Here is a 25,491-nt window from a genome sequence, read left to right on the forward strand (position 1 = left end):
TCCTTAGTCTTTTTTACAACAAAATTCAAACATCTCCTTCTGCTCTTGGATTTTCTGATCAATCTTGGAACAGTCTTTGTGCTCTATTTTTTTCTGGCACCGTTCCATTTCAAGAGCCACTAACTTTTTCTTGATTTTAAGCATTTTCTTGCTCATATGTGCTTCGTCGAGCACCCCGACTGCTCTCTCGTGATGCGTTGACTCAACAAAATTTTGGCGCATAGCCTCTAATTTCTCACGTAGATATTGTTTATCCATGTCTATATCTTTCTAATTTCTCAATCATAACTAAAAACGGTGGATTGTTGACTTGGTTTAGGGTCCGATAAATGGCCGCTGTATACTCTTGTTGGTTCAACTGGCTAACAAAATCCAATACAGCATCCCTCTCGGTGTCTCCTCCTTCATGACCATAATAAATCATGATGGCAATCCGTCCTCCTTTGACAAGCAAGTGACACAGCTTTTCTAAAGCTTCGATAGTAGTCTGAGGTTGTGTGATGACAGATTTGTCAGCAGACGGCAAATAACCAAGATTAAAAATCCCTGCTTTAGCTTCTGTCACAAACTGGTCAAGCGTCTCATGCCCTTGCAAAATCAACTGGACATTTTCTAAACCTGCCTCATTTAAACGGTCTTGGGTTTTCTCCAAAGCTTGTTCTTGTATATCAAAGGCATAGACTTGCTTGGCTAGCTTGGCTAAAAAAAGCGTATCATGGCCATTGCCCATGGTCGCATCCACTACAATATCCTCTTTTGTCACGATTTCCGCCAAAAAATCATGCGCCATCTCAAGTGGTCTTTCCATTTTTAAACTCCTGTTTTACAGCCTTGCATCCTTGCACACTTCCACGACGTCTCATTTCAGTTTCAATAGCATTTAGCACTTCCCATTTGTTGAGGCTCCACATGGGACCAATCAACATATCTCTAGGCGCATCCCCCGTGATTCGGTGGATGACGATATGCTTGGGAATGATTTCCAACTGGTCACAGATAACCTTGACATACTCGTCCTGACTCATCAGTTGCAAGCGCCCTTCGTGGTAATCTCGCTGCATCCGTGTATTGGTCATGAGATGGAGCAAGTGCAGTTTAATTCCTTGAATATCATTATCCCTGACACAGCGGCGAACATTTTCGACCATCATCTCATGAGTCTCACCGGGCAAACCATTAATCAAATGGGAAACAATCTCAATCTTGGGATATTTCCTCAAGCGTTTTACTGTTTCAACATACAATTCATAAGAATGAGCACGGTTAATCAGGTCAGAGGTTGCTTCAAAGGTGGTCTGTAAACCCAATTCTACCGTCACATGCATGCGCTCCGATAACTCAGCCAAATATTCGATGGTTTCATCTGGTAAACAGTCTGGCCGTGTTCCGATATTGATTCCCACTACACCAGGTTCGTTGATGGCTTGTTCATAACGCTCCCGAATCACTTCAACCTTTTCATGGGTATTGGTAAAGTTTTGAAAATAAACCAGATACTTTTTAACATCTGGCCACTTGCGGTGCATAAAGTCGATTTCCTTATAAAATTGCTCACGGATAGGGGCATCCGGTGCTACAATAGCATCTCCAGAACCTGAAACTGTACAAAAGGTACAGCCCCCATGTGCCACAGTTCCATCGCGATTTGGACAGTCAAATCCCGCATCAATAGGAACTTTGAAAGTCTTTTCTCCAAAAAGTTTTCGATAATAATCATTCAAGGTATTATAAGATTTCATAACTTTCATTATAACAAAAAACACCCACAATCTCAAAAGCCTGACTTTCCTACAGATTCCCTTGTTTCTCATTTCCTTTAATGATTTTTTATGATACAATATGGGTATGATTTTAATGAAAATAGCAGCTACTTTATTGTTGGTATTAACCCTCGTGGTCTCCATCATTGTAACAAAACTTTTTAAACTGAAAAAACTAGGACTGAATTTTGCGGATTTAGCTTTTCCACTTTTGGTATTCGAGTATTATCTTATCACTGCAAAAGCCTTTACCCACAACTTTCTGCCACGACTTGGTGTTGCACTTTCTCTCCTAGCAATCCTCCTTGTAGTCTTTTTCCTACTCAAAAAACGAAGTTTTTATTACCCTAAATTTATCAAATTCTTCTGGAGAGCGGGTTTTCTCCTAACCTTAGTCCTCTATATCGCTATGATTGTAGAATTAATGATGCTCACACCCCAATAAATCCCTAGAACAACTGATTCTAGGGATTTTAATTTATGGAAATTAAGTGTCAGCTAACCCAGACACTTAACAAAGAGCCAGCATTCCTTTTATTTATAAATCTATTTTATTAAGATCGTTTAAATTTTGCTCGTAGGCGGTCTGCCTGAGGTTTACCAATAATCTTATCCAATAGGTGAGTGCCAAGACTCATTAAACCATAGAGTCCTCCCCCGAGACCTCCGATGAGGGCTACATAAAAGAAACTCCAGAAGCGTCCCGTTGGTTGGAAGAAAAATCCTAAAATCCACTGTAGGAAACCAACTAAGAGAAACATGACCATTGTCAAAATCATAATCAAAATTGTCCGTTTCAAGATAATCTTACGACGAGCACCCGTCACCTGACAAATATCTCGGTACATCAGAACATTTGGAATGATGAGACCGATGGTCGTTGAAATCAAAGGACCATAACTGTGGAAAATAGCAATACTTGGAAGTTGCAAGACTAACTTAGCAATTGATCCATAGACAAAGTAAAGAACTGCCTTGCGGTTTCGGAACATGGCCTGAAGCATGGGTGACAAGACCATGTACAAACCTAAAATAGTAGACTGTAAAACCGCAAAGACAAACAAGCCCATGGCCAGACTATCTGGCTTGCCATAAAAAACTGTATAGAGAGGCTCCCCTACCATGACGACTCCAACTGTTGCTGGTAAGAGAAACATAAAGAGCATGGTCATACTATCTTGAACTAGGCGAGCAGCGGCTCTCAAATCACCTTTGACATAATTTTCCGTCAAAAGTGGCAAGCCGACACTTCCAATCGAGACACCAACAGAGATCAAAATCATGGTGATTTTATTAGGATTGGCTGAGAAATAAGAAAACATGACAACCAAGTCTTCATTGCTATAGTTAGTAAACCAGGTCATGCTATTGATAAAGGTCATCTGGTCTAAAATCTGAAAGAGCTGGATGGCAGACCCTGTCAGGATAAAGGGAATGGCTTCCTTGATGGTATCGACTAAGAGTCGCTTACTATTGATCTTATCCCGTGTTTCAAAAACTCTTTTGAGCAAACCTTCTTGGGCAAGGAAATAGATTAAGACTGCAAAACTGGCCACCATTCCCACAAAGGCAGCAAAGGTAGACTGAGTAACCGCTGATAAGTAATCACCAGAACCCATCTTCATGATAATAAAAGTAGCCAACAACATCCAGATAACACGGATCACCTGCTCGGCGATTTGGCTCATAGCATAGGGTTTGAGGTTATTCATCCCTTGGAAGAAGCCCCGGATAACACTCATAGATGGAAAAATCAGAACTGCCCAAGCCAAACTCTGCATGATGGGAATCAGGTCTTTGCCCACACCTGACAAATCTGCTAACCAGGGAGAAAAGAGATACAAGACCAAGGCAAAGACTAAGCCCAAGCCCGTCATAAAGCTTAGGAAACTCCGAATCAAGGCAAAACTATGCTCTTCTTCTCGCATGGTATTGTACTTAGCCACTTGTTTGGCGACCGCAACAGGTATACCCGCTGTCGAAATCAGCAAGAACCAAGCATAAATATTGTAGCCCATGGTAAAGAGACCATTTGCCTTAGCAGCATAAGTCCCCATCCAGATATACCAGGGAATAATATAAATAGCACCAAGGAGGCGACTAATAAAGTTGCTAGCTGTTAGCCAAGCAGTCCCTCGCAACATCTGGGCTTGCTGGTGATTGTTTTCGTTAGACATAGCTTCCTCATTCAATTTTGATAACTAGGAAAAGTTCCCTATCTTCCATTATAAACTTTTCCTTGTTACTTGTAAAATTCAGACTTGAAGTTTATAATAGAAAGTATGATTAAGATTGAAACCGTATTAAATATATTAAAGAAAGATGGCCTTTTTCGTGAGATTATTGACCAAGGTCATTACCACTACAACTACAGCGAAGTTGTTTTTGACAGCATCAGTTACGACAGTCGTAAAGTTAAAGAACAGAGCCTATTTTTCGTTAAGGGAGCTTCTTTTAAAAAAGAATTCCTTACCTCTGCTATTACACATGGTCTCGGATGGTATATAGCTGAGCAAGACTACGAAGTTGGTATTCCTGTTATTGTCGTGAGCGATATTAAGAAAGCCATGAGTTTGATTGCTATGGAGTTTTATGGTAATCCACAAGAGAAACTCAAAATTCTCGCCTTCACTGGAACCAAGGGTAAGACAACAGCGGCCTATTTTGCCTATAACATCTTAGCTCAACACCATCGCCCAGCTATGCTGTCAACCATGAATACGACCTTAGATGGTAAGACCTTCTTTAAGTCTGCCCTCACAACTCCAGAAAGTATCGATCTCTTTGATATGATGGCTCAGGCTGTTAAGAATGGTAGAACCCATCTCATCATGGAAGTCTCCAGTCAAGCCTATCTGGTCAAACGCGTCTATGGTCTGACTTTTGATGTAGGAGTTTTCCTCAATATCAGCCCTGATCATATCGGACCGATTGAGCATCCTAGCTTTGAAGATTACTTCTACCACAAACGTCTCTTGATGAAAAATAGCCGAGCAGTTGTCATTAACAGCGACATGGATCACTTTTCTGTACTAAAAGAACAAGTGGAACATCAAGAGCATGACTTCTATGGTAGCCAGTCAAATAACCAAATCGAGAATTCCAAAGCCTTTAGCTTTTCAGCTACTGGTAAACTTGCTGGAGATTATGATATTCAACTCATCGGTCACTTTAACCAAGAAAATGCAGTTGCTGCAGGACTTGCCTGCCTTCGTCTCGGAGCCAGTCTTGAAGACATCAAAAAAGGAATCGCCACAACCCGCGTTCCTGGACGTATGGAAGTCCTCACACAGAAAAATGGTGCCAAGGTCTTCATCGACTATGCCCACAATGGCGATAGTCTGAAAAAACTGATTTCTGTTGTTGAAACCCATCAAACTGGAAAGATTGCTCTGGTTCTCGGTTCGACTGGAAACAAGGGTGAAAGTCGTCGCAAAGACTTTGGCCTCCTCCTCAATCAACACCCTGAGATTCAAGTCTTTCTCACAGCTGATGATCCAAACTATGAAGATCCAATGGCCATTGCGGATGAAATCAGTAGCTATATCAGTCATCCTGTTGAAAAGATTGCCGATCGTGAACAAGCTATCAAGGCAGCGATGGCCATCACAAATCAAGAACTCGATGCCGTGATTATTGCTGGTAAGGGAGCTGATTGCTACCAGATTGTCCAAGGAAAAAAAGAAGACTATCCTGGAGACGCAGCTATCGCAGAACGTTATCTATAAAATCAAAAAATCAAGGGAAGCTTTTCCCTTGATTTTTTTAGTCTTCTTTCTTAAATGAGTTTTTAAGGCCTTCAACGGCACCCTCTACAGCGCCTTTAGCTTCTTCAACTACTTCTTTTGCTTTCGCAACTGTTTTTTCTACAGTGCCTTCTGCTTCTGTCTTGCTATCGCCAGTAACTTTACCAAATCCTTCTTTGATAGCACCAGTTGCTTGATCCAATTTATTTTCAAGTGACATAGCTCTGTCTCCTTTGCTTTTAATACGATAATGGTTATCGCTTACATTCAGTTTATGCTTATTCTTTAGCAAAGTCAAACAATCTGCTCAAAATGAAGCAATTAAGGTAAATAGAAAGTCAACCATTCCTTGTCGAAATCAACAGCCAACTCATACTTTCCTTCTTCGTTTTGAACAATATAACCCAAGACGACTAAACTGTCCACAAAGATATCACGGCGTTTCTGCATCAGCTGGTCCTTTTTGAGAAACTTCAGTAAAAAAGTCGTCATATACTTGAGGGCGTACTCAGGATTGACATCTCCCAAAATGGCATAGAGTTCCTGCTGTTTTTGTGCCAAAGGATATTGATTCTTGACCTTGTAGAAATAATTAGACAGGGTCATTTTTGTTCGCGCAAAGTCAGTCTTTTCAACTAAGATAGCTACATTGGTTTGATTGCGCAATTCTGTCTCAAAAGTCTTCTCTAGCAAGGCTTGATAGACTGGACTGTCCTCTCTGACAAAAATCTCTTGGTCAAGGGATAGATTGTCTATCGATTCTAGAAAAGGGAGATTGAGGGAATAGCGTTTGTTTTCCCTTCGGATCAAGCCCGCCTTTATATACTCTTCCATGAGTTTATCAACTGCCACATCTGGAAACTGAGCCTTGATTTCTCGGAGAATCACATCGTCATGATGGTCCAGATAGTCAACCAAATCTATAAAAAATGGCTGTCGAGTCAAACGGGAGGGATTAAAAATCTGAATCATGAAGATTCCTTTCTTTACATTCTAACAGAGGTGATGTTGCCAATTGACTAGGATTGGTCCCAGCTTGGTTTAGAGGAACAGGCAAACCTAGCTCTCTGTAATATTCTCTCCAAAAATCACTAATTTCCTGCTCCCCATCCCCAAATTGCATCGGAATGGTCTCAAAAATAGGGAGAATTTTAGCGATGTACTGGGAGCAGTAAAAGCCATTCCCATCTGGATAAAAAGAGGCGTTATAGGGTGCACCTAAATGATTGCTAGCTCTTTTCTTTACCAAGTCAGCTTCCATCTCTGGATAGGTATAGAGATCGTAGAGATGAGTCGATTCAAAAAAGTCTGCTGGTTCTTGACAGATGACGCCTGCTTGCCCACTAGCATGGTAGATCAAACCATCCAAAAAGATGGCTACATGACTATAGTTCCCAGTAGAAGCCTGGATGGCCTGCCCCATATCTGAAAGATCCTTCACAAAAATCAAATCGCCATTTTCTAACATCTTTCTCTCCTAGAAAAAAAGGAGCCGAGACCCCTTTAGCTATAAGGAAACTAAAGTTTCCTCGTTTCAATTATCACTCAGGAACTTACCCATTAAAGCTTTCAGTCAACTGAGGCACCACTTGTTTCTTACGTGAAACGGCACCTGGAAGGAAAGCGTGGTTGTTTTCAAGTTTGAAGTTAAAGGCTGCTTCGACCTTGTCCATGTTTGACCCAAGAGCAAGGATTTCTGAGTTTGAGTTTACGATGTCTGTAATCATCAAGACAAAGTCAGAGTAGCCGTTTGCTACATTAGCCGCTTGCATTGCTGCTTCGATTTCTGCTTGGCGTTCCAAGACTTCAGCAATATCAACTGTGTTTACTTGGGCAACACGAACCTTATTTCCGTTGAGTTCAAAGGTCTTAGCATCGATGTCAATCAATTCTTCAGCAGATTTGCTTGCCAAGTTCGTACCAGCCTTGAGCATAGCAAGACCGTACTCTTCCAAGTTCACGCCCGCTAATTCTGCCAATTCAGGAGCAATGACTTTATCAGATGGGTGAGTTGTTGGTGATTTCAAAAGAAGGGTATCTGAAATCAAACCTGAAAGCATCAAACCTGCAATTTCTTTAGGAACTGCTACACCGTGTTCTTTGAACATGCGGTAAACGATTGATGAAGCTGATCCAACTGGCTCCAAACGCATGTAGAGCGGGCTTGCAGTTTCAAAGTTAGCCACACGGTGGTGGTCTACAACACCATAAACTTCTACTTCAGCGATGTCTGATACAGACTGTTGGAATTCATTGTGGTCAGTCAAGATGACTTGTTCTGCACCTTCTGCTTTAGCAGATGTGATAACACGCGGTGCTTCCACACCAAAATAGTCCAAAACAAAGGCTGTTTCTTCGTTTGGAGTACCGAGAGCAACTGCTTCTGTGTCCAATCCATAAGCCTCTTTTGCAAGATAAGCAAAGGCTACAGATGACCCGATGGCATCTGAGTCTGGATTTTGGTGACCAAATACTAGAATCTTAGACATGATAATACCTCTTTAAATTTATTCATCTTATTGTAGCACTTTTTTTCTTTTTTGACAAAAGTACGAGGAGCCAAAGGACTCCTCATTAGACATCAATATCATTGACTAGATTTTTCTCTTGATTTTCGGATAAAAATCGTTCTTTCTGTGGACGTTTCTTGCGTTTGAGGAGAGCCTCTGCAGACATGGCTTCTTCCTTACTGGCAAAACCTTGAGCATAGATGAGTTTGACTGGCAAGCGGGGTCGGGTATACTTGGCTCCCTTACCACTATTATGAACGGCAAGGCGTTTCTTCACATCTATCGTATAGCCCGTATAGTAAGAACCGTCGCGACACTCCACCACATACATATAGGCTTTATGATCCATAGTAAATCTCTTGAATTTCTGGTGTATAGGAACCATCATCATTGTGAACGATGAGAGGTGGCAAGACCTTAAAGCCACTCGTCGAGCCATCCTTGATAGCTTCGATTAAGAGCATATTGGCCTCCTTCTCACGTTTAGGATAGACAAATTGCAGGCGCTTGGGTGCCAAATTATGGCGTTGAAGCATGTCTAAGATATCCAAGAGCCGATCTGGACGATGAACCATGGCCAAACGGCCATTAGACTTGAGAATACTCTGAGCACTTCGACAGATTTCTTCTAGGTTAGTCGTAATTTCGTGTCTGGCCAGAAGGTAGTGCTCACTCTCGTTGAGATTAGAATGCGGATCCACCTTGAAATAAGGCGGATTGCACAAAATCATATCCACCTTACTTCCTTGGATGTGGGCAGGCATATTTTTCAAATCATCGCAGATGACCCGCATCTGCTCTTCCAAACCATTCAACTGAACCGAACGCTCTGCCATATCCGCCAAACGCTCCTGAATTTCTACAGAGAGAATTTTTGCCCTTGTACGACTACTTGCAAAAAGTCCCACTGCACCATTTCCAGCACAAAAATCCACTATTAAGCCATTTTTAGGGAAGCGAGGAAAGCGTGACAAGAGAACACTATCCACCGAATAGCTAAATACTTCTCTATTTTGAATGATCTTGATATCTGTCGAAAAGAGCTGGTTGATGCGCTCTCCTGGTTTTAATAATTGTTCTTCCATATATTGATTTTTAAAAATACGAAATCTAATAGACTAGTTTTTTTCTCTCAGATTGTTGAGGGCTTCCTTTGTCCAGATTGGCATCATTCGCCCAAGTGGTGCAAAACCGTGCTTGATACGATCATTTGAAAAACGTCTCCGTCTTGGTAGTTGGTGTTTTTCTTCCTCCAGAGTGCGAATAGATAGACTGGCTTTACCTGAAAATTCGTCTAAATCAACAACCTGAACCTGCACTTCTTCACCAATTTTCAAAACTTCATAGATATTTTCGATAAATCCTGTCCGAATCTCTGAAATATGAATCAGCCCAATCACCCCTGTCTCTAATTCGACAAAGGCACCATAGGGCTGGATTCCTGTAATACGCCCCTTTAGCTTATCACCAATTTTCATATTAGTCCTCAATTTCAATCGTCTCAATTACTACATCTTCAACTGGCTTGTCCATAGCACCAGTTTCAACAGCTGCAATGGCATCCAAGACTGCAAAAGATTTTGCATCGACCAATTGCCCAAAAACAGTGTGACGACGGTCAAGGTGAGGAGTTCCACCTTGTTCTGCATAGATCTCAGCGATTGGTTCAGGCCAACCACCACGCGCAATCTCTTTCTTAGAGTATGGCAAGTGTTGGTTTTGCACGATAAAGAACTGACTTCCATTGGTATTTGGACCAGCATTGGCCATAGAAAGAGCGCCACGAACATTATAGAGTTCTTCTGAAAATTCATCTTCAAAAGAGTCACCGTAGATTGACTCCCCACCCATACCAGTACCAGTTGGGTCTCCACCTTGGATCATAAAGTCCTTGATAATGCGATGGAAAATCACTCCATCATAGTAACCATCTTTTGAAAGAGCGACAAAGTTTGCTACTGTTTTAGGAGCATGTTCAGGGAAGAGCTTGATACGCAAGTCTCCGTGATTTGTCTTAATAGTCGCTAGAGGACCCTCTACTGTTTCAATGTCTACTTGTGGGAAATGCAATTCTTTTTCTACCATACCAAATCCTTCTAAGGCATCAAAAATGCCATCTTCTTCTACTGTTTTTGTAATATAATCTGCTTTTTCTTTGATCTTTTCGTGGGAAACTCCCATGGCAATACTAATTCCTGCATAATCAAAGAGTTCTAAGTCATTGAGGCCATCTCCGAAGACCATGACGTTCTCTGGTTTCAATCCTAGGTGTTCTACAACCTTTGCCACACCAGCAGCCTTTGAGCCTGCAATTGGTACCACATCAGATGAATGTTCATGCCAACGCACCATGCGAAGTTTATCCGACAATGAATCTGGCAAGTGCAAGTCATCCCCTTCATCTTCAAAGGTCCACATCTGATAAATATCTACTTTTTCATGGAAGTCAGGATCCACATCCAAGTTTGGATAAATCGGATCAATCGCCTCACTGATCATTTCTGTCCGAGTGGAGAGTTTGGCGTCATGACTGCCAACCAAGCCGTACTCAATCCCTTCTCGCTTGGTCCAAGAGATATACTCCTCAACATCTGGCCTCTTAATCTGATTTTGATAAATGACATTTCCTTTTTTATCTTCTATATAGGCACCATTCAAGGTTACAAAAAAGTCCGGCTTGAGCTCACGAATCTCTGGAACAACACCAAAAATGCCACGCCCAGAAGCAATTCCTGTCAAAATCCCTTTTTCACGCAACTGCTTAAAGACAGTAGGAATCGTAGCTGGAATAAAACCTGTCTTTGACGTACGCAAGGTATCATCAATATCAAAAAAGATGATTTTAATCTTCTTTGCCTTGTATTTTAATTTTGCATCCATCTTCTCTACCTCTTTTCCATCACTCTTTCCATTATACCATAAAGTAGAGAAATCCCCTATCTTCAAAGAAATTCACTATCTCTTATTCGAATTTCTTGGATAGGTACAGAACTAAATCATCATTATTTTGAATAGTGGCATTCATTTCCAAGGGTTGGTTTCGATACCAAACTCCCGTTCCATCTGGAATATAGCCTCGTTTTATGTACAATCTCTGGGCAGGTCCATACCCTGAATGGAGCCCAACACCAAGGGTCACCTTATCCGATATGAGCTTAACTTGATTTTCAGCTTCTTCCATCAAGAGGTTTCCAATTCCTTGATTTTGAAAGGGCTCAAAGACATTGAAATCTGATAATTCTGGATAGACTTCTGCAAAAGGACCATGTTTAGCATCGGGTATAATAGTAATGTAGCCCGCTACAGCACTAGTAAGATCAGCAATTAATACTTCCCTCTCTCCACTTTCCTGCTCCTTGAAGTATCGAGTTAAAATCTCCTCTCTACTTGGCCAACCTTGGCTGATAAATCCTCGAGATAGATCTTTAATGTCAGATTCTTGCATTTTTCTAATTGAACATGTCGTCTTCATAAGCTGCTCCTTTAAACTTTCTCCTACCATTATAGCACGATAATAAAAATTAAAAGAAATAACCTAGTAAGAAAAAAGCAGCTTACTAGGTCAAAAAGTAGCTCTGTCCAACCGAGGCCTGAAAAAGTCTGAAAAAGAGGGCCACACGAACCTGAAGAAAAGACCTATTGGGGCTGAAAAAGAGGGCCCACAGACCGAACTCCCCTTCTCATTTCAAAGCTCGTGAAAAAAAGACCCGTAAGGGTCTTAATTCGCTTTCTTGTTTCCGAGCTCATGAAAAAGAGGTCCGCTGGACCCCTTTTTTTAATCTTCGTTTACGAAAGGCATCAAAGCCATTACGCGAGCGCGCTTGATAGCTGTTGTTACTTTACGTTGGTTTTTAGCTGAAGTTCCTGTTACACGACGTGGAAGGATTTTCCCACGTTCTGAAACGAAACGGCTAAGAAGCTCAGTATCTTTGTAATCAACATATTCAATTTTGTTTGCTGCGATGTAATCAACTTTTTTACGGCGTTTGAATCCGCCACGACGTTGTTGAGCCATGTTTTTTCTCCTTTATAGTATTAATTGTCCATTAGAATGGTAAATCATCATCTGAAATATCCAACGGATTGGTTGCTCCAAATGGATTTTCATCACGTGAAAAGTCTGGTACTGATTGCGTAGGTGCTGTATAACTAGCAGTTGGTGCAGAATAAGCCCCACCTGTATGTCCTTCACGCACGCTACGGCTTTCCAACATTTGGAAATTGTCAGCCACGACTTCTGTTACGTAGACACGTTGTCCTTGCTGGTTATCGTAACTACGAGTCTGGATACGACCTGTGATCCCGATAAGAGAGCCTTTTTTAGCCCAGTTAGCAAGATTTTCAGCCTGTTGGCGCCACATAACGACATTGATGAAATCAGCCTCACGTTCGCCATTTTGACTCTTGAATGTACGGTTTACTGCAAGAGTAAAAGTCGCAACTGCTACATTTGATGGGGTATAACGCAACTCAGCGTCACGTGTCATACGCCCTACAAGTACAACATTGTTAATCATAGTTTACCTTCTTACGCGTCAAGTTTGACGATCATGTGACGAAGAATGTCAGCGTTGATTTTTGAAAGACGGTCAAACTCTTTAAGAGCTGCGTCATCGTTTGCTTCAACGTTAACGATGTGGTAAAGTCCTTCACGGAAATCTTGGATTTCGTATGCAAGACGACGTTTTTCCCATGATTTTGATTCAACAACAGTTGCACCGTTGTCAGTCAAGATAGAGTCAAAACGTGCTACCAAAGCGTTTTTCGCTTCTTCTTCAATGTTTGGACGAATGATATAAAGAATTTCGTATTTAGCCATTGATATGTTCCTCCTTTTGGTCTAATGACCCCAAGACTTTGCAAGGGGTAAGTGAGGTTTGCTCACAATAAACTATTATACTAGAAAAACTGATAGATAGCAAGATAAAAGTGAAAAAAGAAGATGAAATTATCTTCTTTTTGCTAATTTATGGTTTGATACGGTGCAACATACGTGGGAATGGAATAGCTTCACGGATGTGTTTGGTTCCAGCTGCGAAAGTTACCATACGCTCAATACCGATACCAAATCCACCGTGTGGTACAGTACCGTATTTACGAAGGTCAAGGTAGAATTCGTATTCTGTACGATCCATTCCAAGTTCTTCCATCTTAGCGACAAGGGCATCGTAGTCTTCCTCACGCATAGAACCACCGATGATTTCTCCGTAGCCTTCCGGTGCCAGCAAGTCTGCACAAAGCACGCGATCTGGATTGCCAGGAACTGGTTTCATATAGAAGGCCTTAATAGCCGCTGGGTAGTTGATAACGAAGGTTGGTACACCAAAGTGGTTTGAAATCCAAGTTTCATGAGGTGAACCAAAGTCATCTCCATGTTCCAAATGCTCGTAGTCAGCATCAGCATCATTTTCATGCTCTTGCAAGAGGTCAATGGCTTGATCGTAAGTAATACGTTTGAAAGGTTCTGCAATGTAGCGTTTCAAAAGCTCTGTATCACGTTCCAAAGTTTCCAATGCTTGAGGAGCACGGTCAAGAACACCTTGAAGAAGGGCTTTAACATACGCTTCTTGCAAGTCAAGTGACTCATCATGTGTCAAGTAAGAGTACTCCGCATCCATCATCCAGAACTCAGTCAAGTGACGGCGCGTTTTTGATTTTTCCGCACGAAATACTGGACCAAAGTCAAAGACACGACCAAGGGCCATAGCGCCTGCTTCTAGGTAAAGCTGACCTGATTGGCTCAAGTAGGCTGGCGTTCCAAAGTAGTCTGTTTCAAAGAGTTCAGTTGAATCCTCTGCCGCATTTCCTGACAAAATTGGGCTATCAAATTTCAAGAAGCCATTCTTGTCAAAGAACTCATAGGTTGCATAGATGATAGCGTTACGGATTTGCATGACTGCTACTTGCTTACGAGAACGGAGCCACAAGTGGCGGTTGTCCATCAAGAAGTCTGTTCCGTGTTCTTTTGGAGTGATTGGATAATCTTGTGATTCACCGATGACTTCGATGTCTGTAATATCGAGCTCATAGCCAAACTTAGAACGCTCATCTTCTTTGACAATCCCTGTCACATAAACAGAAGTCTCTTGGCTTAAGTGTTTGATGGTTTCAAATTTTTCAAGACCAACTTCTTCGCCGAATTTTTCAATAAAGTTTGGTTTGAAGGCAACTCCTTGGAAAAAGGCAGTTCCATCACGCAATTGCAAGAAGGCAATTTTCCCTTTTCCTGATTTATTGGCAACCCAAGCTCCGATGGTCACTTCTTGACCAACGTAGTCTTTTACATCGATAATTGTTACACGTTTTGTCATAATCTATCTTCCTTTTTTCGTTTAACTTGTCCGAAGACATCATTACCCACTATTTTACCATAAATAGACTGTGATAGCTAGGTTCTAATAGAGAAAAATCGCGAGATTTTCGTTACAAAAAATCTTCGCTAAAAAGGCGAAGATTCTAAGTTTTATTTTTCCATAAATTGATGCAAACGGCGAATCGCTTCTTTTAATGTATCCAAGTCTGTGGCATAACTGAGACGAACATTTTCTGGTGCTCCAAATCCAGCTCCTGTAATCAAGGCAAGGCCGACTTCTTCGAGAATAGCCGTTGTAAACTCTGTCACATCGGTATAACCCTTCATTTCCATCGCTTTTTTAACATTTGGGAAGAGATAGAAGGCACCTTGGGGCTTGACAACTTCAAAACCTGGGACTTGGCACAAGAGAGGATAAATGGTATTCAAACGCTCTTCAAAGGCTTGGCGCATGGTTTCAACAGAGTCTTGCGGTCCAGTCAGCGCCTCAATCGTTGCATATTGAGATACTGCTGTCAGATTAGAGGTTGTTTGACCTGTTAGCTTGCTCATGGCAGCAATAATTTCAGGATTTCCCACAGCATAACCTACTCGCCAACCAGTCATAGCATAGGCCTTAGATACACCGTTAATCACGATGGTTTGCTTGCGAATTGCTTCTGATAAACTAGAGATTGGAACAAATTCGTTCCCATTATAAACCAAACGACCATAAATATCATCTGCTAGGATGAGGACATCATGCGCAACAGCCCAATTTCCGATAGCCAAGAGTTCCTCACGAGAGTAAATCATACCTGTCGGATTCGATGGTGAATTAAGAACCAAGACCTTGGTCTTATCTGTTCGGGCTGCTTCTAGCTGCTCTACTGTTACTTTAAAGTGATTGTCTTCCTTGGCCTGGACAAAGACTGGCACTCCTTCTGCCATTTTGACTTGGTCTCCATAGCTGACCCAGTATGGTGTAGGGATGATGACCTCATCACCTGGATTGACCACGGCCATAAAAAAGGTATAGAGAGAGAACTTAGCACCTGTTGCAAAGGTAACCTCGTTGGCTGCTACGGAATAGCCATAGTAGCGTTCAAAATAAGTGTTCACGGCTGCCTTTAGCTCTGGTAGACCTGAAGCAACTGTATAAAAGGAAGCGCGTCCATCTCGAATCGCTTCCACCGCCGCATCCTGAATATTTTCAGGAGTATGAAAATCTGGCTGTCCCAAGGTTAAGAAAAGAACATCTTTTCCTTGAGCTTTTAACTCTTTGGCTCTTGCATCACTGGCTAGAGTGACACTCTCTTCCATTTCTAGTACACGCTTGGATAGTTTCATATGCCCTCCTTATTGGATCAATGCTCCAGTTTCAAAATCTATCAGATAGTAGTGGTTTCCTGACTTGACTTCCCAAATCGGCTTGTCCTGATAGCGACCAAAGGTGACTTTGTCAATATCGCTAGCTCCTTTTTCCCTCGAAATCGTCGCTGCCTTATCTTGAGAAATCCCCTTATCTAGTTGATAAACGTAAATCTTGTGGTCATTCTTTTCAATCAGTACGGCAATGGCCTCTTGCTTTTTATTATGGCCCAGAAGGCTGTAATAAGCTTCCGAACCATTATAAAAATCAACCTGATCTGCCTTTTCCAATTCTGCATACTGCTTGGCTAGTTTTTCTCCCTCAACCCTAGCATCCTGATAGGGCTTCATACTGAGAGAAATCAGGTAAAGGAAGGAAGTGGTCATGACTAGTAATACTAAAGTAATGCCGATTCCATACTGTAAAAGTAGCTTGTTTTTTGCGTTTTTCTGTCTTAGTTTCACTCGTCTATTTTACCATCTCTCCTCCTTTATTACAAGTGAAGACAGGAACATTCCGAGATTATTTTCCCCTTGAAATTAAATACAATATTTGTCTGTCTATCAAATACTGCTTTCTCAGAACTAAGTCTTTCCACCCCTAACAAGTAAACTTAGCTGAGCACATTTATTGCTAATTAGTATTATTTGTTGTAACATAAATGGTGACAAAAGAGTTCGCTCTTTAAATTTTAAACTAAAGGAGACATATCATGTCTAAAAAAGTACTATTTATCGTCGGTTCACTACGCCAAGGTTCTTTCAACCACCAAATGGCCCTCGAAGCTGAGAAAGCACTTGCTGGAAAAGCGGAAGTTAGCTATCTTGACTACTCTGCTGTTCCTCTCTTTAGCCAAGACCTTGAAATTCCAACTCATCCAGCTGTAACCGCTGCTCGCGAGGCTGTCCTTGCTGCGGATGCTATCTGGATTTTCTCTCCAGTCTACAACTTCTCTATCCCTGGAACAGTGAAGAACTTGCTTGACTGGCTCTCCCGCGCCCTTGACTTGACAGATACACGTAGTGCTTCTGCCCTTCAAGACAAGTTTGTTACTGTCTCATCTGTAGCCAATGCAGGTCACGAGCAACTCTTTGCGATTTACAAAGACCTCTTGCCATTTATCCGTACACAAGTCGTTGGTGACTTTACTGCCGCTCGTGTCAATGACTCTGCTTGGGCAGACGGAAAATTGGTGCTAGACAAAGCAGCTGACTCATCACTTGCAAAACAAGCTGACGACCTTCTTGCAGCCATCAACTAATCAAGCAAAAACCAGCTCATTCGAGCTGGTTTTATGCTTGTTTCACAAAGACGAGTTCTAAATCACCTGATAAATCAGGTCGGTAGTCAAAGCCTGCGAAGCGGAGCTTGCGAGCTTGTTCGACTGTTTGGACTTGCCCTTCTATCAGGGCTGTCAAAAAGGCCCCACGCGCTTTCTTTGAAATAGTTGAGTGTATTTTCAACTGACCACCCTTGTCCTCCATAAATTTGAAGGTCACCATCTTTTCTCTGATTTCCTTAGAAAATACTGTTTCAAACTCTGATGACAAGAGAGAAAATATCAAGTCCTCATCCTCTAGCGCCTCATTGTAGGCTGACTTCCAATGACTCTTTAAAGTCTTACCAGTGACTTTTAACTTCATCAAGAAGTCCAAACGGTGAGGAGCCATTGGAGATAGGGCTGGAACTACTCCATACAAAGCTGATGTAATTAAAACATGATCTTCAAGATAGGTTTGTTCAGCCTCGGTTAACCCATCTCGTTTGATGTAGCGATACATGAGACCATCAAAGAGTTTCAGGGCTGGATAATGTTTAGCCCTGTGATCTTTTAGAGCTTGAATGTGAACGTACTCTTCTTCTGCTTTCTCGGCAGATACCTTATAAAAAGTCTCTAATTCACTAGCTGAGTAGTGCGCTAGTGAATCAAGAACTGCCTGACTTTCTTCCCTCAAGGGAAGCGCTTCAATACAAGGAAGATTTGTGTTCATTTCTTTTGCTGTTGGGATTAAAATTTTCATATTGTTAGTGTAGCATATTTTTCAACCACGACCAAGAATTTCATCTGAAAAACCTCGGTTCATACCGAGATTTCTTTTACTTGACCTTAAAGGTCTTGAGATAGTTATCTTTTCCAACTTGACCTTCGAAAGATTGGCCATTTTCAAGGTAAGGAAGGTCGTCTGACACTGAAGCCTTGACCTTATAAATCTTGCCATCAACTTTGAAGAAGTAGACGGTATCACCCTTAATCACAGCTGATTTAAGGTCTGAGACGATCCCCTTAATGTTTTCTACCGTTTCATTATCCAGATCGAGGTCATTTTTATTGGCATATTTGCTGAGGAGCTCATCTACTGTAGCTGCTACGATGACGTTTTGGTACTCCACTGCATCGACCAAAGCATACTCCTTGACCAAGCCTGCATTATCCTTCAAGCCCATGATATAGAGCGGTTTGTCGTTGAGATTGACAAGGATAGGGAAGGTAGCCTTGTAGGCTTTCTCTTGCACTGCTCCTTCTGCGGAAGCACGGGCTGATTCTTCGGTTGCTGATGCTAGATTGTACTTGGTGATTTCACCTGTACGCATGTTTTCAAGGATAAAACCTAGATTACTTTCGTCGGCGTTTGCTGAAGTCACCCCTGTGTAGAGATAAATATCATTTCCGATAGAAAGATAGTTATAGCCTTCTGTCGTTTGGGTAACATTTTTCTTAGAAATCAAGGCATTCCAGAAGCCGTCTTTATACTTGCCGTTGTAGTTGATTTGCTCGATGGTTTCTTCCGCTGGATAGACACGATCCACCCATTCTGGGACTTCATCCAAGCTGTATTCCTTAGTTTCTCCATTAGTAGCATCCAAGATAACAACAGATGAAGGACGAGGTACTCCTAGACCAAACTGCTTTTGATAAACGGTTGCTACATAGAAGGGATTGCCTTCATCATCCACCTCAAAGGATGGCATTTTAAAAATCTTGGTTGGGTACTTGATCCGAAGATGGCGTTTGACGTCTCGGTTAAAATACTCGGAGTCCGAATACTTCATCGGCGTTTTCAAATCCACCAATTCCGCATTTCCTGTCACCATATCAACCTTGATATACTCGCCAATTCCCTTGGACTGATTATTAAACCATTTGATCGGGTCGGCATACTCCAAAGGTGTCACCCGGTAGGGCTTGCCATCAACTGTCAGCTGGGTATAAGTATCTGCTGCCACGTACTGGGAGACCTTATCCGTCAGAGAGCCTAGATAACGGTCACCGATCTTTTCAGCAGTGCTCCGATCTAGAATTGGAACCTTACTGGTATCACTCTTAGGAAAATCTTTAAAATCTTTTTCTGTGATAGATACCACATTAGCATAGTTTTTTGCTTGGAAAAAGCTAGAGGTTATTAGGCTTACCAGACCAGCAAGGGCAAAGATGATACCTGCAGTCAGAAACAATCCTCCACCTAATTTATTAAAATGAAGCCCTTCTAGATTGAGTTCGTTGGCAACCTTGCCATGACGTACATGAACTGTCTTGAGGAGATTGGTATCCTTGCGGAAACTATACAAAATCCCCATCACCACCAGATGCCCACAGAGAAAGAAGATGAATTCCCAGCTAGTCAGATTGAAGGGTGGCAAAAAGATATACCAAGTCGTTGCGATAAAAACAAGTTCAAAGATTATACGTTTCATCTGATTTCCTCCTAAATAATTCGTCCTTCCAAATGATCCAGTTCATGTTGGCATATCTGAGCTGGAAAGCCTGTTAACGTAATGGTCTGTTCCTGCCACTTGCTATCGCGATAGGAAACCGTAATCGTTTCATAACGAGTCGTCGTTCGAACCCCAGTCAAAGACAAACAACCTTCCTCTGTCTCATAAGGTCCTTTATAGGAAAGGAGAATAGGGTTAAACATAACCATGGGAACTAGGCCAAGATTAAAGATAATCACGCGCTTCTGCACCCCAATCATATTAGCCGCCAGACCGACACAGATCTCGCGATTGGCCAGCAGGGTATCCTGCAAATCCTTAGCCAGATAAAGGTCCTCCTGACTTGCAGGTTTCGAGACCTGTGACAAGAATAGGACATCTCGGACAATTTTCTTTTCCATTCTCTTACACTCCTTACAACTTTACTTTATTATAGCATAAAAGGGGGTAACTTCTAGTCCTTTCCCTCAAATGCAAAAAAAGCCATCCGAAGATGACTTTCTTTTTAAATCGCGTTCTTATCAAGACCAAGTTTACGTTGAACAAACTTAACGATTTCTACGATGATAATCATTGAGAAGCTTCCAGCTAGAACAATGGCCCATTGTGACAAGTCCAGTTTGGTTACGTGGAAGATACCTTCAAGTGGTTCTACGACGATCGTTGCCATAAGAAGAATGAAGGATACCAAGATAGACCAGTTGAAAGTCTTAGACTTGAATGGTCCAACTGTCAAGATGGATTGGTAAACAGACTTGACGTTGTAAGCATGGAAGAGCTGGATCAAACCAAGTGTTGCAAAGGCCATAGTAAGGGCATCCGCATGAATTGCTTGATTATCTCCTACATGGACTGGATAGGCAAGAGCAAGACCATAAACAGTCAAGACAAGGGCGCCTTGAAGGAGACCTTGATAGATGATAGAACTCATGACCCCACCTGAGAAGAAGCTTGATTTGCGTCCACGTGGTTTGTGGGTCATAACACCTGGCTCAGCTGGTTCAACACCAAGAGCGATGGCTGGGAAGGTATCGGTTACCAAGTTGATCCACAAAAGATGAACTGGCTGTAAGACATCCCAACCAAACAAGGTTGATAAGAAGATGGTCAAAACTTCAGCCGTATTGGCAGAAAGTAGGTATTGAATAGTCTTTTGAATGTTTGAGAAGACCTTACGTCCTTCTTCAACTGCGACGATAATGGTCGCAAAGTTATCATCCGCAAGAATCATATCAGATGCACCCTTAGAAACCTCAGTACCAGTGATTCCCATACCGATACCGATATCAGCTGTTTTCAGAGCTGGCGCATCATTAACACCATCCCCTGTCATGGCAACGACCTTACCTTGGTTTTGCCAAGCTTTCACGATACGAACCTTATGTTCTGGAGATACACGCGCGTAAACAGAGTATTGACCAACTACTTTTTCAAATTCTTCATCAGACAGTTCGTTGAGCTCAGCACCAGTCAAAACATGGTCTTCTAAATCATTTTCATCGATAATTCCCAAACGTTTGGCAATGGCTTCTGCTGTATCTTGGTGGTCACCCGTAATCATGATTGGACGAATACCAGCTTCTTTAGCGACACGAACAGCTTCTGCTGCTTCGGCACGTTCTGGGTCAATCATACCGATTAAACCAGTAAAGATCAAGTTGTTTTCCAGTTCTTCAGAAGTGAGGTTTTCTGGAATGCTATCAATAATCTTATAAGCACCAGCCAGCACGCGCAGAGCTTGGTGAGCCATTTCAGAGTTGTTTGTGTGAATTAAGTCATTGACTTTCCCATCAATCGGAGCGACATCTCCAGCTTTATCACGAGCAACACAACGTTTCAAAAGTTGGTCTGGAGCTCCCTTAACCGCCACAAGGAATGTACCATCTGGCAATGGGTGAACTGTTGACATGAGCTTACGATCCGAGTCAAATGGCAACTCAGCCACACGAGGATATTTCTCTAAAAATCCTTTAACATCATATCCCTTATCCAAGGCATACTGGATGAAGGCTGTTTCTGTTGGATCCCCGATCAGGTTTCCTTCAGCATCAATCTTGGTATCATTAGCCAAGACAACTGAACGAAGAAGAGGCATTTCAAGACCTAGTTCAATATCATCAGCTGAATCATGTAGAACTGCATCATAGAAGACTTTTTCGACGGTCATCTTATTCATAGTTAGCGTACCAGTCTTATCAGAAGCGATGATTTCTGTTGAACCAAGTGTTTCTACTGCTGGCAACTTACGAACGATAGAGTTTCGTTTTGCCAAAACTTGAGTACCAAGGGCAAGAACGATGGTCACGATAGCAGGAAGTCCTTCTGGAATGGCTGCAACAGCAAGCGCAACAGAGGTCATCAACTCACCAAGTGGATCTTTACCTTGAATGAAGACTCCAACTACAAAAGTAACAAGGGCAATGACCAAAATTGCATAGGTCAAGACCTTAGAAAGGTTATTCAAGTTTTGTTTGAGTGGTGTATCCGTCTCATCCGCATCTTGGAGCATGCCAGCGATATGACCAACTTCCGTGTACATACCTGTATTGACAACAACACCAAGACCACGACCATAGGTCACGTTTGAGTTTTGGAAGGCCATATTGACACGGTCACCAATACCAGCATCGGCAGCAAGCTCGACTGTCAAGTCTTTTTCAACTGGAACAGACTCACCTGTCAAGGCAGCTTCTTCGATTTTAAGTGAATTGGCTTCTAGCAAACGTAGGTCTGCTGGTACTACGTCACCTGCTTCAAGGGCAACGATATCTCCTGGCACCAATTCTTTGGAATCAATCTCTGCCATGTGCCCATCACGAATAACGCGAGCAGCTGGACTAGACATAGACTTGAGGGCTTCGATGGCTTCTTCTGCTTTTCCTTCTTGGTAAACACCAAAGGCAGCGTTGATGATAACCACGGCTAGAATGATAATGGCATCTGCGATATCTTCTCCACCAGAAGTTACGACTGACAAAATAGCCGCAGCAACTAGGATGATAATCATCAAATCCTTAAACTGTTCGATGAATTTAACCAAGAGAGTTTTTTTCTCACCCTCTTCGAGTTCATTGCGCCCATATTCAGCTAGGCGTTTCTGCGCTTCGCTTGACGAAAGACCTTGCTCAGTTGCTTCAACTGACTTCAAGACCTCTTCAGGACTCTGAGTATAAAACGCTTGGCGTTTTTGTTCTTTTGACATGTGTCTCCTCCTTGACTTTGTGTGCAAAACAAGCTCTCTTTTGGTTTTATGACAAACAAAAAGAGACCTGTTAATCATAACAAGTCTCGCTGTTTAAGATAGCGCCGGAAAGAATACTTTGCAGTATACAATTCGGAATGACGACACTATCACAGGTTTCTGCCAGCTACTCCCTTGAGTAGTACTATTATATCAAAATTTGAACAATTTTCAAGAATTAAAATCCGATGAAACAAGACTAAATTTGAATTTTCCCATGAAAACCAGTATAATGAAAACAGAATCTCAGCTCTAGAAAGGAAGTCCGATGAACCAATCCATGTCAAATCTTAAGTTGGCGGAACGTGGCGCCATTATCAGCATTTCGACCTACCTGCTCTTGTCTGCGGCAAAATTAGCGACTGGCCACCTCCTTCACTCCTCCAGTTTGGTGGCAGATGGTTTCAACAACGTATCCGATATTATCGGAAATGTTGCTCTCTTGATTGGGATTCGGATGGCACGCCAGCCTGCAGACCGTGACCATCGCTTTGGTCACTGGAAGATTGAAGATTTGGCTAGTTTGATCACTTCCATCATCATGTTCTATGTTGGTTTTGATGTGCTTCGTGACACCATTCAAAAAATTCTCAGTCAGGAACAAACAGTTATCGACCCACTGGGTGCAACTCTCGGAGTCGTCTCTGCGGCAGTCATGTTTGCCGTTTATCTCTATAATACTCGCCTCAGTAAGAAATCCAAATCCAAGGCTCTCAAGACAGCTGCTAAGGACAATCTTTCCGATGCTGTCACCTCACTTGGGACTTCCATTGCTATCCTAGCCAGCAGTTTCAATTATCCAATCGTGGATAAATTGGTCGCTATCATTATCACTTTCTTTATCTTAAAGACAGCCTACGATATCTTTATCGAGTCTTCCTTTAGTCTTTCAGATGGTTTTGACGACCGTCTGCTGGAAGACTACCAGAAGGCCATCATGGAGATTCCAAAGATTAGTAAGGTCAAGTCCCAAAGAGGGCGTACCTACGGTAGCAATATCTACCTTGATATCACGCTGGAGATGAATCCCGATCTATCAGTCTATGAAAGTCACGAAATTGCGGATCAGGTCGAATCCATGCTGGAAGAGCGTTTTGGAGTCTTTGATACCGATGTCCATATCGAACCTGCTCCTATACCTGAAGACGAAATTTTGGACAATGTCTATAAAAAACTACTCATGCGCGAGCAATTGATTGACCAGGGAAATCAACTAGAAGAACTCCTTGCTGAAGACTTTATCTATATCCGTCAAGATGGCGAGCAGATGGACAAAGAAGCTTATAAGTCTGAAACAGAACTTAAAGCAGCGATTAAGGACATTCAGATTACCTCCATTAGTCAGAAAACCAAGCTCATTTGCTATGAGCTAGATGGCATCGTCCACACCAGTATCTGGCGTCGCCATGAAACTTGGCAAAATATCTTCCACCAGGAAACCAAAAAAGAATAGAGAAATCCTGTCATGTACTGACCCCAAAAAGTTAGACAATTAATTATTGAAAGGATTTAGTTCTGTATTGCACAGGACTAAGTCCTTTTAGCTTGAGCTTGATTTGTTTGTTGTTGTAATAATCAATGTAGTTCACAATAGCTTGCTCAAGGTCTTCTCATAACCGTAAAACATTTCCGATTTCAAAATACCGAAGAAGGACTCCATCATACCATTGTCTGGGCTGTTGCCCTTGCGTGACATGGATGCTTGAATTCCCTTACTCTCTAGAAACCGATGATAAGAATCATGTTGGTATTGCCAGCCTTGGTCACAGTGTAAAATGGTATTTTCATAGTGTTTCTCTGTAAAGGCCTGCTCCAGCATAGCTTTCACTTGTACCAAGTTCGGTGACCTAGAAAGATGATAGGCAATAATTTCGCTGTTAAAGCCATCTAAAACGGACGATAAATAGAGTTTCTGAGTGCTGTTTGGAATGGCAAACTCTGTTACATCTGTGTAGCACTTTTCCATTGGTTTGGCTGCTTCAAATTGGCGTTGAATGAGATTCTCTGCTTTCTTCCCTACCTCTCCATGATAAGAGGAATACTTCCGTTTTCGACGGATACGAGCCGTTAAACCAAGAATTTTCATCAGCCGTTGAACCTTCTTATGATTCACCATATAACCACGATTCCTTAATTCTAAATGGATTCGACGATAGCCATAGTTGCTTTTATGTTCATTATAAATGGCTTGAATTTCGGTTTTAAGCTCTTTATCTTTATCAAACCCATCCAGCTGTTTCAACTGATAATAGTAAGTTGAGCGAGCTAAACGTGCTGTTTCAAGAAGTAAATCTAGTCGAAATCCTCCTGAAACCATTTCTCTAACTGTCTCTGCCTTTCTCGCTCTAAGGCTTCGTCCCTTTCCTCCAACTCTTTTAACTTTTTTAGGTAGGCCACCTCAGTACGTAGACGTTCATTCTCCTCTTGAAGTCGCTCTAGTTCTGTCATTTCTTCCCAAGTTTTCTTCCGTTTACATCCCATTTTAGCTAGTCTCCCTCTTGTTTTCTCAACAATAGTATACCCCGTTTTTCTTGTATTGTGCCAGCCAATTTGGAAGCATTCCTTGGTTTGGGAGGGCATAATCAAGACTAACACTTCTTTGTGAATGACCTTCCAGCAGAATTTTATCGATTATTTCTTGTTTTAATTCTGGGGAATAGTATCGATTCTTCCCCTTTTTAACGATTTCTATTCCATAACGGTTGATTAATTGCACCATGTACTTTAGACCAGAAACAGCCACTCCAAATCTTTTTGAAATCTTTTTGAAATCTTTTTGAAAGCTGTTTGAAGCTTTGTTCTTGCTTTCTTAGTTCATAGATTTGAACTTTATCTTCATAACTCAATTTCATAATA

27 protein-coding genes and 1 pseudogene are annotated in these 25,491 nt (G+C 41.9%); 4 read left to right on the top strand and 24 right to left on the bottom strand.

The annotated features are described in order from the left end of the window. Window positions 1–3 precede the first annotated feature (3 nt). From HF881_RS02560 to HF881_RS02570, 3 genes are read right to left on the bottom strand one after another with little or no spacing between them, the layout of a single operon-like run. Window positions 4–258 carry a hypothetical protein gene (locus tag HF881_RS02560; RefSeq protein ID WP_000361095.1) on the bottom strand — a complete coding sequence of 85 codons (255 nt, stop codon included), beginning with the start codon at window positions 256–258 and terminating at the stop codon, window positions 4–6. Next, on the bottom strand, window positions 251–808 hold the full coding sequence (locus HF881_RS02565) for a class I SAM-dependent methyltransferase (RefSeq protein ID WP_169446301.1): 558 nt from the start codon (window positions 806–808) through the stop codon (window positions 251–253). Before HF881_RS02565 ends, HF881_RS02560 begins: the two co-directional genes overlap by 8 nt. Beyond that, a complete protein-coding gene (locus HF881_RS02570) occupies window positions 792–1,748 on the bottom strand; it encodes a TIGR01212 family radical SAM protein (protein ID WP_169446302.1) in 957 nt (318 codons plus the stop codon). The genes HF881_RS02565 and HF881_RS02570 overlap by 17 nt, the downstream gene beginning before the upstream one ends. A gap of 91 nt (window positions 1,749–1,839) precedes the next feature. Here HF881_RS02570 and HF881_RS02575 point away from each other — a divergent pair, with 91 nt between their 5' ends. Further along, window positions 1,840–2,205 carry a DUF3397 domain-containing protein gene (locus HF881_RS02575; protein WP_025168386.1) on the top strand — a complete coding sequence of 122 codons (366 nt, stop codon included), beginning with the start codon at window positions 1,840–1,842 and terminating at the stop codon, window positions 2,203–2,205. Window positions 2,206–2,314: 109 nt separating this feature from the next. Here HF881_RS02575 and HF881_RS02580 read toward each other — a convergent pair whose 3' ends face one another. Next, entirely contained in the window at window positions 2,315–3,937 is a 1,623-nt protein-coding gene (locus tag HF881_RS02580) for a polysaccharide biosynthesis protein (protein ID WP_169446303.1), read from the bottom strand. A 105-nt stretch (window positions 3,938–4,042) separates the two neighbouring features. Here HF881_RS02580 and HF881_RS02585 point away from each other — a divergent pair, with 105 nt between their 5' ends. Further along, window positions 4,043–5,488 carry a UDP-N-acetylmuramoyl-L-alanyl-D-glutamate--L-lysine ligase gene (locus tag HF881_RS02585; RefSeq protein ID WP_169446304.1) on the top strand — a complete coding sequence of 482 codons (1,446 nt, stop codon included), beginning with the start codon at window positions 4,043–4,045 and terminating at the stop codon, window positions 5,486–5,488. A 37-nt stretch (window positions 5,489–5,525) separates the two neighbouring features. On the opposite strand, the gene HF881_RS02590 is transcribed toward HF881_RS02585, so the two are convergent. From HF881_RS02590 to HF881_RS02660, 15 genes are all read right to left on the bottom strand, one after another. Continuing rightward, the gene (locus HF881_RS02590) at window positions 5,526–5,726 is read right to left on the bottom strand and encodes a CsbD family protein (protein ID WP_033584493.1); all 201 of its coding nucleotides are present in this window, start codon (window positions 5,724–5,726) and stop codon (window positions 5,526–5,528) included. A 101-nt stretch (window positions 5,727–5,827) separates the two neighbouring features. Continuing rightward, complete coding sequence (locus HF881_RS02595; RefSeq protein WP_169446305.1) at window positions 5,828–6,478, bottom strand: DUF1803 domain-containing protein; 651 nt, start codon at window positions 6,476–6,478, stop codon at window positions 5,828–5,830. Further along, the gene (locus HF881_RS02600; protein ID WP_169446306.1) at window positions 6,462–6,974 is read right to left on the bottom strand and encodes a YiiX/YebB-like N1pC/P60 family cysteine hydrolase; all 513 of its coding nucleotides are present in this window, start codon (window positions 6,972–6,974) and stop codon (window positions 6,462–6,464) included. Before HF881_RS02600 ends, HF881_RS02595 begins: the two co-directional genes overlap by 17 nt. Window positions 6,975–7,059: 85 nt before the next feature. After that, on the bottom strand, window positions 7,060–7,995 hold the full coding sequence (locus HF881_RS02605; RefSeq protein ID WP_169446307.1) for a manganese-dependent inorganic pyrophosphatase: 936 nt from the start codon (window positions 7,993–7,995) through the stop codon (window positions 7,060–7,062). An 85-nt stretch (window positions 7,996–8,080) separates the two neighbouring features. Then, complete coding sequence (locus tag HF881_RS02610) at window positions 8,081–8,365, bottom strand: GIY-YIG nuclease family protein (protein WP_169446308.1); 285 nt, start codon at window positions 8,363–8,365, stop codon at window positions 8,081–8,083. Continuing rightward, the gene (locus HF881_RS02615) at window positions 8,355–9,101 is read right to left on the bottom strand and encodes a tRNA1(Val) (adenine(37)-N6)-methyltransferase (RefSeq protein WP_169446309.1); all 747 of its coding nucleotides are present in this window, start codon (window positions 9,099–9,101) and stop codon (window positions 8,355–8,357) included. The genes HF881_RS02610 and HF881_RS02615 overlap by 11 nt, the downstream gene beginning before the upstream one ends. A gap of 33 nt (window positions 9,102–9,134) precedes the next feature. Continuing rightward, entirely contained in the window at window positions 9,135–9,494 is a 360-nt protein-coding gene (locus tag HF881_RS02620) for a S1 RNA-binding domain-containing protein (RefSeq protein WP_038805977.1), read from the bottom strand. A 1-nt stretch (window position 9,495) separates the two neighbouring features. Next, the gene (locus HF881_RS02625) at window positions 9,496–10,896 is read right to left on the bottom strand and encodes a bifunctional Cof-type HAD-IIB family hydrolase/peptidylprolyl isomerase (RefSeq protein WP_169446310.1); all 1,401 of its coding nucleotides are present in this window, start codon (window positions 10,894–10,896) and stop codon (window positions 9,496–9,498) included. Window positions 10,897–10,978: 82 nt separating this feature from the next. Continuing rightward, entirely contained in the window at window positions 10,979–11,488 is a 510-nt protein-coding gene (locus HF881_RS02630; RefSeq protein ID WP_169446311.1) for a GNAT family N-acetyltransferase, read from the bottom strand. Window positions 11,489–11,791: 303 nt separating this feature from the next. Further along, window positions 11,792–12,031, bottom strand: a complete 240-nt coding sequence (gene rpsR, locus HF881_RS02635; RefSeq protein WP_000068664.1) for a 30S ribosomal protein S18 — start codon at window positions 12,029–12,031, stop codon at window positions 11,792–11,794. 31 nt (window positions 12,032–12,062) lie between these two features. Further along, entirely contained in the window at window positions 12,063–12,533 is a 471-nt protein-coding gene (ssbA, locus tag HF881_RS02640) for a single-stranded DNA-binding protein SsbA (RefSeq protein WP_000609594.1), read from the bottom strand. Between the two features lie 11 nt (window positions 12,534–12,544). Continuing rightward, complete coding sequence (rpsF, locus tag HF881_RS02645; RefSeq protein WP_001151782.1) at window positions 12,545–12,835, bottom strand: 30S ribosomal protein S6; 291 nt, start codon at window positions 12,833–12,835, stop codon at window positions 12,545–12,547. A gap of 148 nt (window positions 12,836–12,983) precedes the next feature. Next, entirely contained in the window at window positions 12,984–14,330 is a 1,347-nt protein-coding gene (asnS, locus tag HF881_RS02650; protein WP_169446607.1) for an asparagine--tRNA ligase, read from the bottom strand. A gap of 149 nt (window positions 14,331–14,479) precedes the next feature. Beyond that, the gene (locus HF881_RS02655; RefSeq protein WP_169446312.1) at window positions 14,480–15,658 is read right to left on the bottom strand and encodes a pyridoxal phosphate-dependent aminotransferase; all 1,179 of its coding nucleotides are present in this window, start codon (window positions 15,656–15,658) and stop codon (window positions 14,480–14,482) included. A gap of 9 nt (window positions 15,659–15,667) precedes the next feature. Next, window positions 15,668–16,144, bottom strand: coding sequence for a DUF5590 domain-containing protein (locus HF881_RS02660; protein ID WP_169446313.1), 477 nt, complete (start codon window positions 16,142–16,144; stop codon window positions 15,668–15,670). Between the two features lie 248 nt (window positions 16,145–16,392). Here HF881_RS02660 and HF881_RS02665 point away from each other — a divergent pair, with 248 nt between their 5' ends. After that, window positions 16,393–16,941, top strand: coding sequence for an NADPH-dependent FMN reductase (locus tag HF881_RS02665; RefSeq protein ID WP_169446314.1), 549 nt, complete (start codon window positions 16,393–16,395; stop codon window positions 16,939–16,941). A 31-nt stretch (window positions 16,942–16,972) separates the two neighbouring features. Here the strand turns inward: HF881_RS02665 and yaaA are convergent, their stop codons facing one another. The 4 genes from yaaA to HF881_RS02685 all read right to left on the bottom strand — a co-directional run bounded on the left by yaaA (window position 16,973) and on the right by HF881_RS02685 (window position 22,596). Continuing rightward, entirely contained in the window at window positions 16,973–17,701 is a 729-nt protein-coding gene (gene yaaA, locus HF881_RS02670) for a peroxide stress protein YaaA (protein ID WP_169446315.1), read from the bottom strand. Window positions 17,702–17,777: 76 nt separating this feature from the next. Continuing rightward, window positions 17,778–19,373, bottom strand: a complete 1,596-nt coding sequence (locus tag HF881_RS02675; RefSeq protein WP_169446316.1) for a hypothetical protein — start codon at window positions 19,371–19,373, stop codon at window positions 17,778–17,780. Window positions 19,374–19,384: 11 nt separating this feature from the next. Then, a complete protein-coding gene (locus tag HF881_RS02680; RefSeq protein ID WP_169446318.1) occupies window positions 19,385–19,795 on the bottom strand; it encodes a peptide deformylase in 411 nt (136 codons plus the stop codon). Between the two features lie 104 nt (window positions 19,796–19,899). Further along, the gene (locus tag HF881_RS02685; protein WP_169446319.1) at window positions 19,900–22,596 is read right to left on the bottom strand and encodes a cation-translocating P-type ATPase; all 2,697 of its coding nucleotides are present in this window, start codon (window positions 22,594–22,596) and stop codon (window positions 19,900–19,902) included. A 307-nt stretch (window positions 22,597–22,903) separates the two neighbouring features. Here HF881_RS02685 and HF881_RS02690 point away from each other — a divergent pair, with 307 nt between their 5' ends. After that, window positions 22,904–24,088: a cation diffusion facilitator family transporter gene (locus HF881_RS02690; RefSeq protein WP_169446320.1), complete on the top strand. Its 1,185-nt coding sequence runs from the start codon at window positions 22,904–22,906 to the stop codon at window positions 24,086–24,088. Between the two features lie 43 nt (window positions 24,089–24,131). On the opposite strand, the pseudogene HF881_RS02695 reads toward HF881_RS02690, so the two are convergent. Beyond that, a pseudogene (locus HF881_RS02695) lies at window positions 24,132–25,487 on the bottom strand (IS3 family transposase). Window positions 25,488–25,491 lie beyond the last annotated feature (4 nt).

It is taken from the genome of Streptococcus sp. WB01_FAA12 (genome assembly GCF_012843315.1).
Taxonomy (GTDB): domain Bacteria; phylum Bacillota; class Bacilli; order Lactobacillales; family Streptococcaceae; genus Streptococcus.

What these genes read in the sequence shown, in the direction of transcription:
- HF881_RS02690 (WP_169446320.1), top strand. Translation starts at nt 22,904, where the DNA reads ATGAACCAATCCATGTCAAATCTTAAGTTGGCGGAACGTGGCGCCATT.
- HF881_RS02590 (WP_033584493.1), bottom strand. Translation starts at nt 5,726, where the DNA reads ATGTCACTTGAAAATAAATTGGATCAAGCAACTGGTGCTATCAAAGAA.
- HF881_RS02655 (WP_169446312.1), bottom strand. Translation starts at nt 15,658, where the DNA reads ATGAAACTATCCAAGCGTGTACTAGAAATGGAAGAGAGTGTCACTCTA.
- rpsF (WP_001151782.1), bottom strand. Translation starts at nt 12,835, where the DNA reads ATGGCTAAATACGAAATTCTTTATATCATTCGTCCAAACATTGAAGAA.
- HF881_RS02565 (WP_169446301.1), bottom strand. Translation starts at nt 808, where the DNA reads ATGGAAAGACCACTTGAGATGGCGCATGATTTTTTGGCGGAAATCGTG.
- HF881_RS02575 (WP_025168386.1), top strand. Translation starts at nt 1,840, where the DNA reads ATGGGTATGATTTTAATGAAAATAGCAGCTACTTTATTGTTGGTATTA.
- HF881_RS02610 (WP_169446308.1), bottom strand. Translation starts at nt 8,365, where the DNA reads ATGGATCATAAAGCCTATATGTATGTGGTGGAGTGTCGCGACGGTTCT.
- HF881_RS02600 (WP_169446306.1), bottom strand. Translation starts at nt 6,974, where the DNA reads ATGTTAGAAAATGGCGATTTGATTTTTGTGAAGGATCTTTCAGATATG.
- HF881_RS02580 (WP_169446303.1), bottom strand. Translation starts at nt 3,937, where the DNA reads ATGTCTAACGAAAACAATCACCAGCAAGCCCAGATGTTGCGAGGGACT.
- HF881_RS02615 (WP_169446309.1), bottom strand. Translation starts at nt 9,101, where the DNA reads ATGGAAGAACAATTATTAAAACCAGGAGAGCGCATCAACCAGCTCTTT.
- yaaA (WP_169446315.1), bottom strand. Translation starts at nt 17,701, where the DNA reads ATGAAAATTTTAATCCCAACAGCAAAAGAAATGAACACAAATCTTCCT.
- HF881_RS02680 (WP_169446318.1), bottom strand. Translation starts at nt 19,795, where the DNA reads ATGGAAAAGAAAATTGTCCGAGATGTCCTATTCTTGTCACAGGTCTCG.
- ssbA (WP_000609594.1), bottom strand. Translation starts at nt 12,533, where the DNA reads ATGATTAACAATGTTGTACTTGTAGGGCGTATGACACGTGACGCTGAG.
- HF881_RS02570 (WP_169446302.1), bottom strand. Translation starts at nt 1,748, where the DNA reads ATGAAAGTTATGAAATCTTATAATACCTTGAATGATTATTATCGAAAA.
- HF881_RS02625 (WP_169446310.1), bottom strand. Translation starts at nt 10,896, where the DNA reads ATGGATGCAAAATTAAAATACAAGGCAAAGAAGATTAAAATCATCTTT.
- HF881_RS02595 (WP_169446305.1), bottom strand. Translation starts at nt 6,478, where the DNA reads ATGATTCAGATTTTTAATCCCTCCCGTTTGACTCGACAGCCATTTTTT.
- HF881_RS02675 (WP_169446316.1), bottom strand. Translation starts at nt 19,373, where the DNA reads ATGAAACGTATAATCTTTGAACTTGTTTTTATCGCAACGACTTGGTAT.
- HF881_RS02630 (WP_169446311.1), bottom strand. Translation starts at nt 11,488, where the DNA reads ATGAAGACGACATGTTCAATTAGAAAAATGCAAGAATCTGACATTAAA.
- HF881_RS02560 (WP_000361095.1), bottom strand. Translation starts at nt 258, where the DNA reads ATGGATAAACAATATCTACGTGAGAAATTAGAGGCTATGCGCCAAAAT.
- HF881_RS02665 (WP_169446314.1), top strand. Translation starts at nt 16,393, where the DNA reads ATGTCTAAAAAAGTACTATTTATCGTCGGTTCACTACGCCAAGGTTCT.
- HF881_RS02685 (WP_169446319.1), bottom strand. Translation starts at nt 22,596, where the DNA reads ATGTCAAAAGAACAAAAACGCCAAGCGTTTTATACTCAGAGTCCTGAA.
- HF881_RS02585 (WP_169446304.1), top strand. Translation starts at nt 4,043, where the DNA reads ATGATTAAGATTGAAACCGTATTAAATATATTAAAGAAAGATGGCCTT.
- rpsR (WP_000068664.1), bottom strand. Translation starts at nt 12,031, where the DNA reads ATGGCTCAACAACGTCGTGGCGGATTCAAACGCCGTAAAAAAGTTGAT.
- HF881_RS02620 (WP_038805977.1), bottom strand. Translation starts at nt 9,494, where the DNA reads ATGAAAATTGGTGATAAGCTAAAGGGGCGTATTACAGGAATCCAGCCC.
- HF881_RS02605 (WP_169446307.1), bottom strand. Translation starts at nt 7,995, where the DNA reads ATGTCTAAGATTCTAGTATTTGGTCACCAAAATCCAGACTCAGATGCC.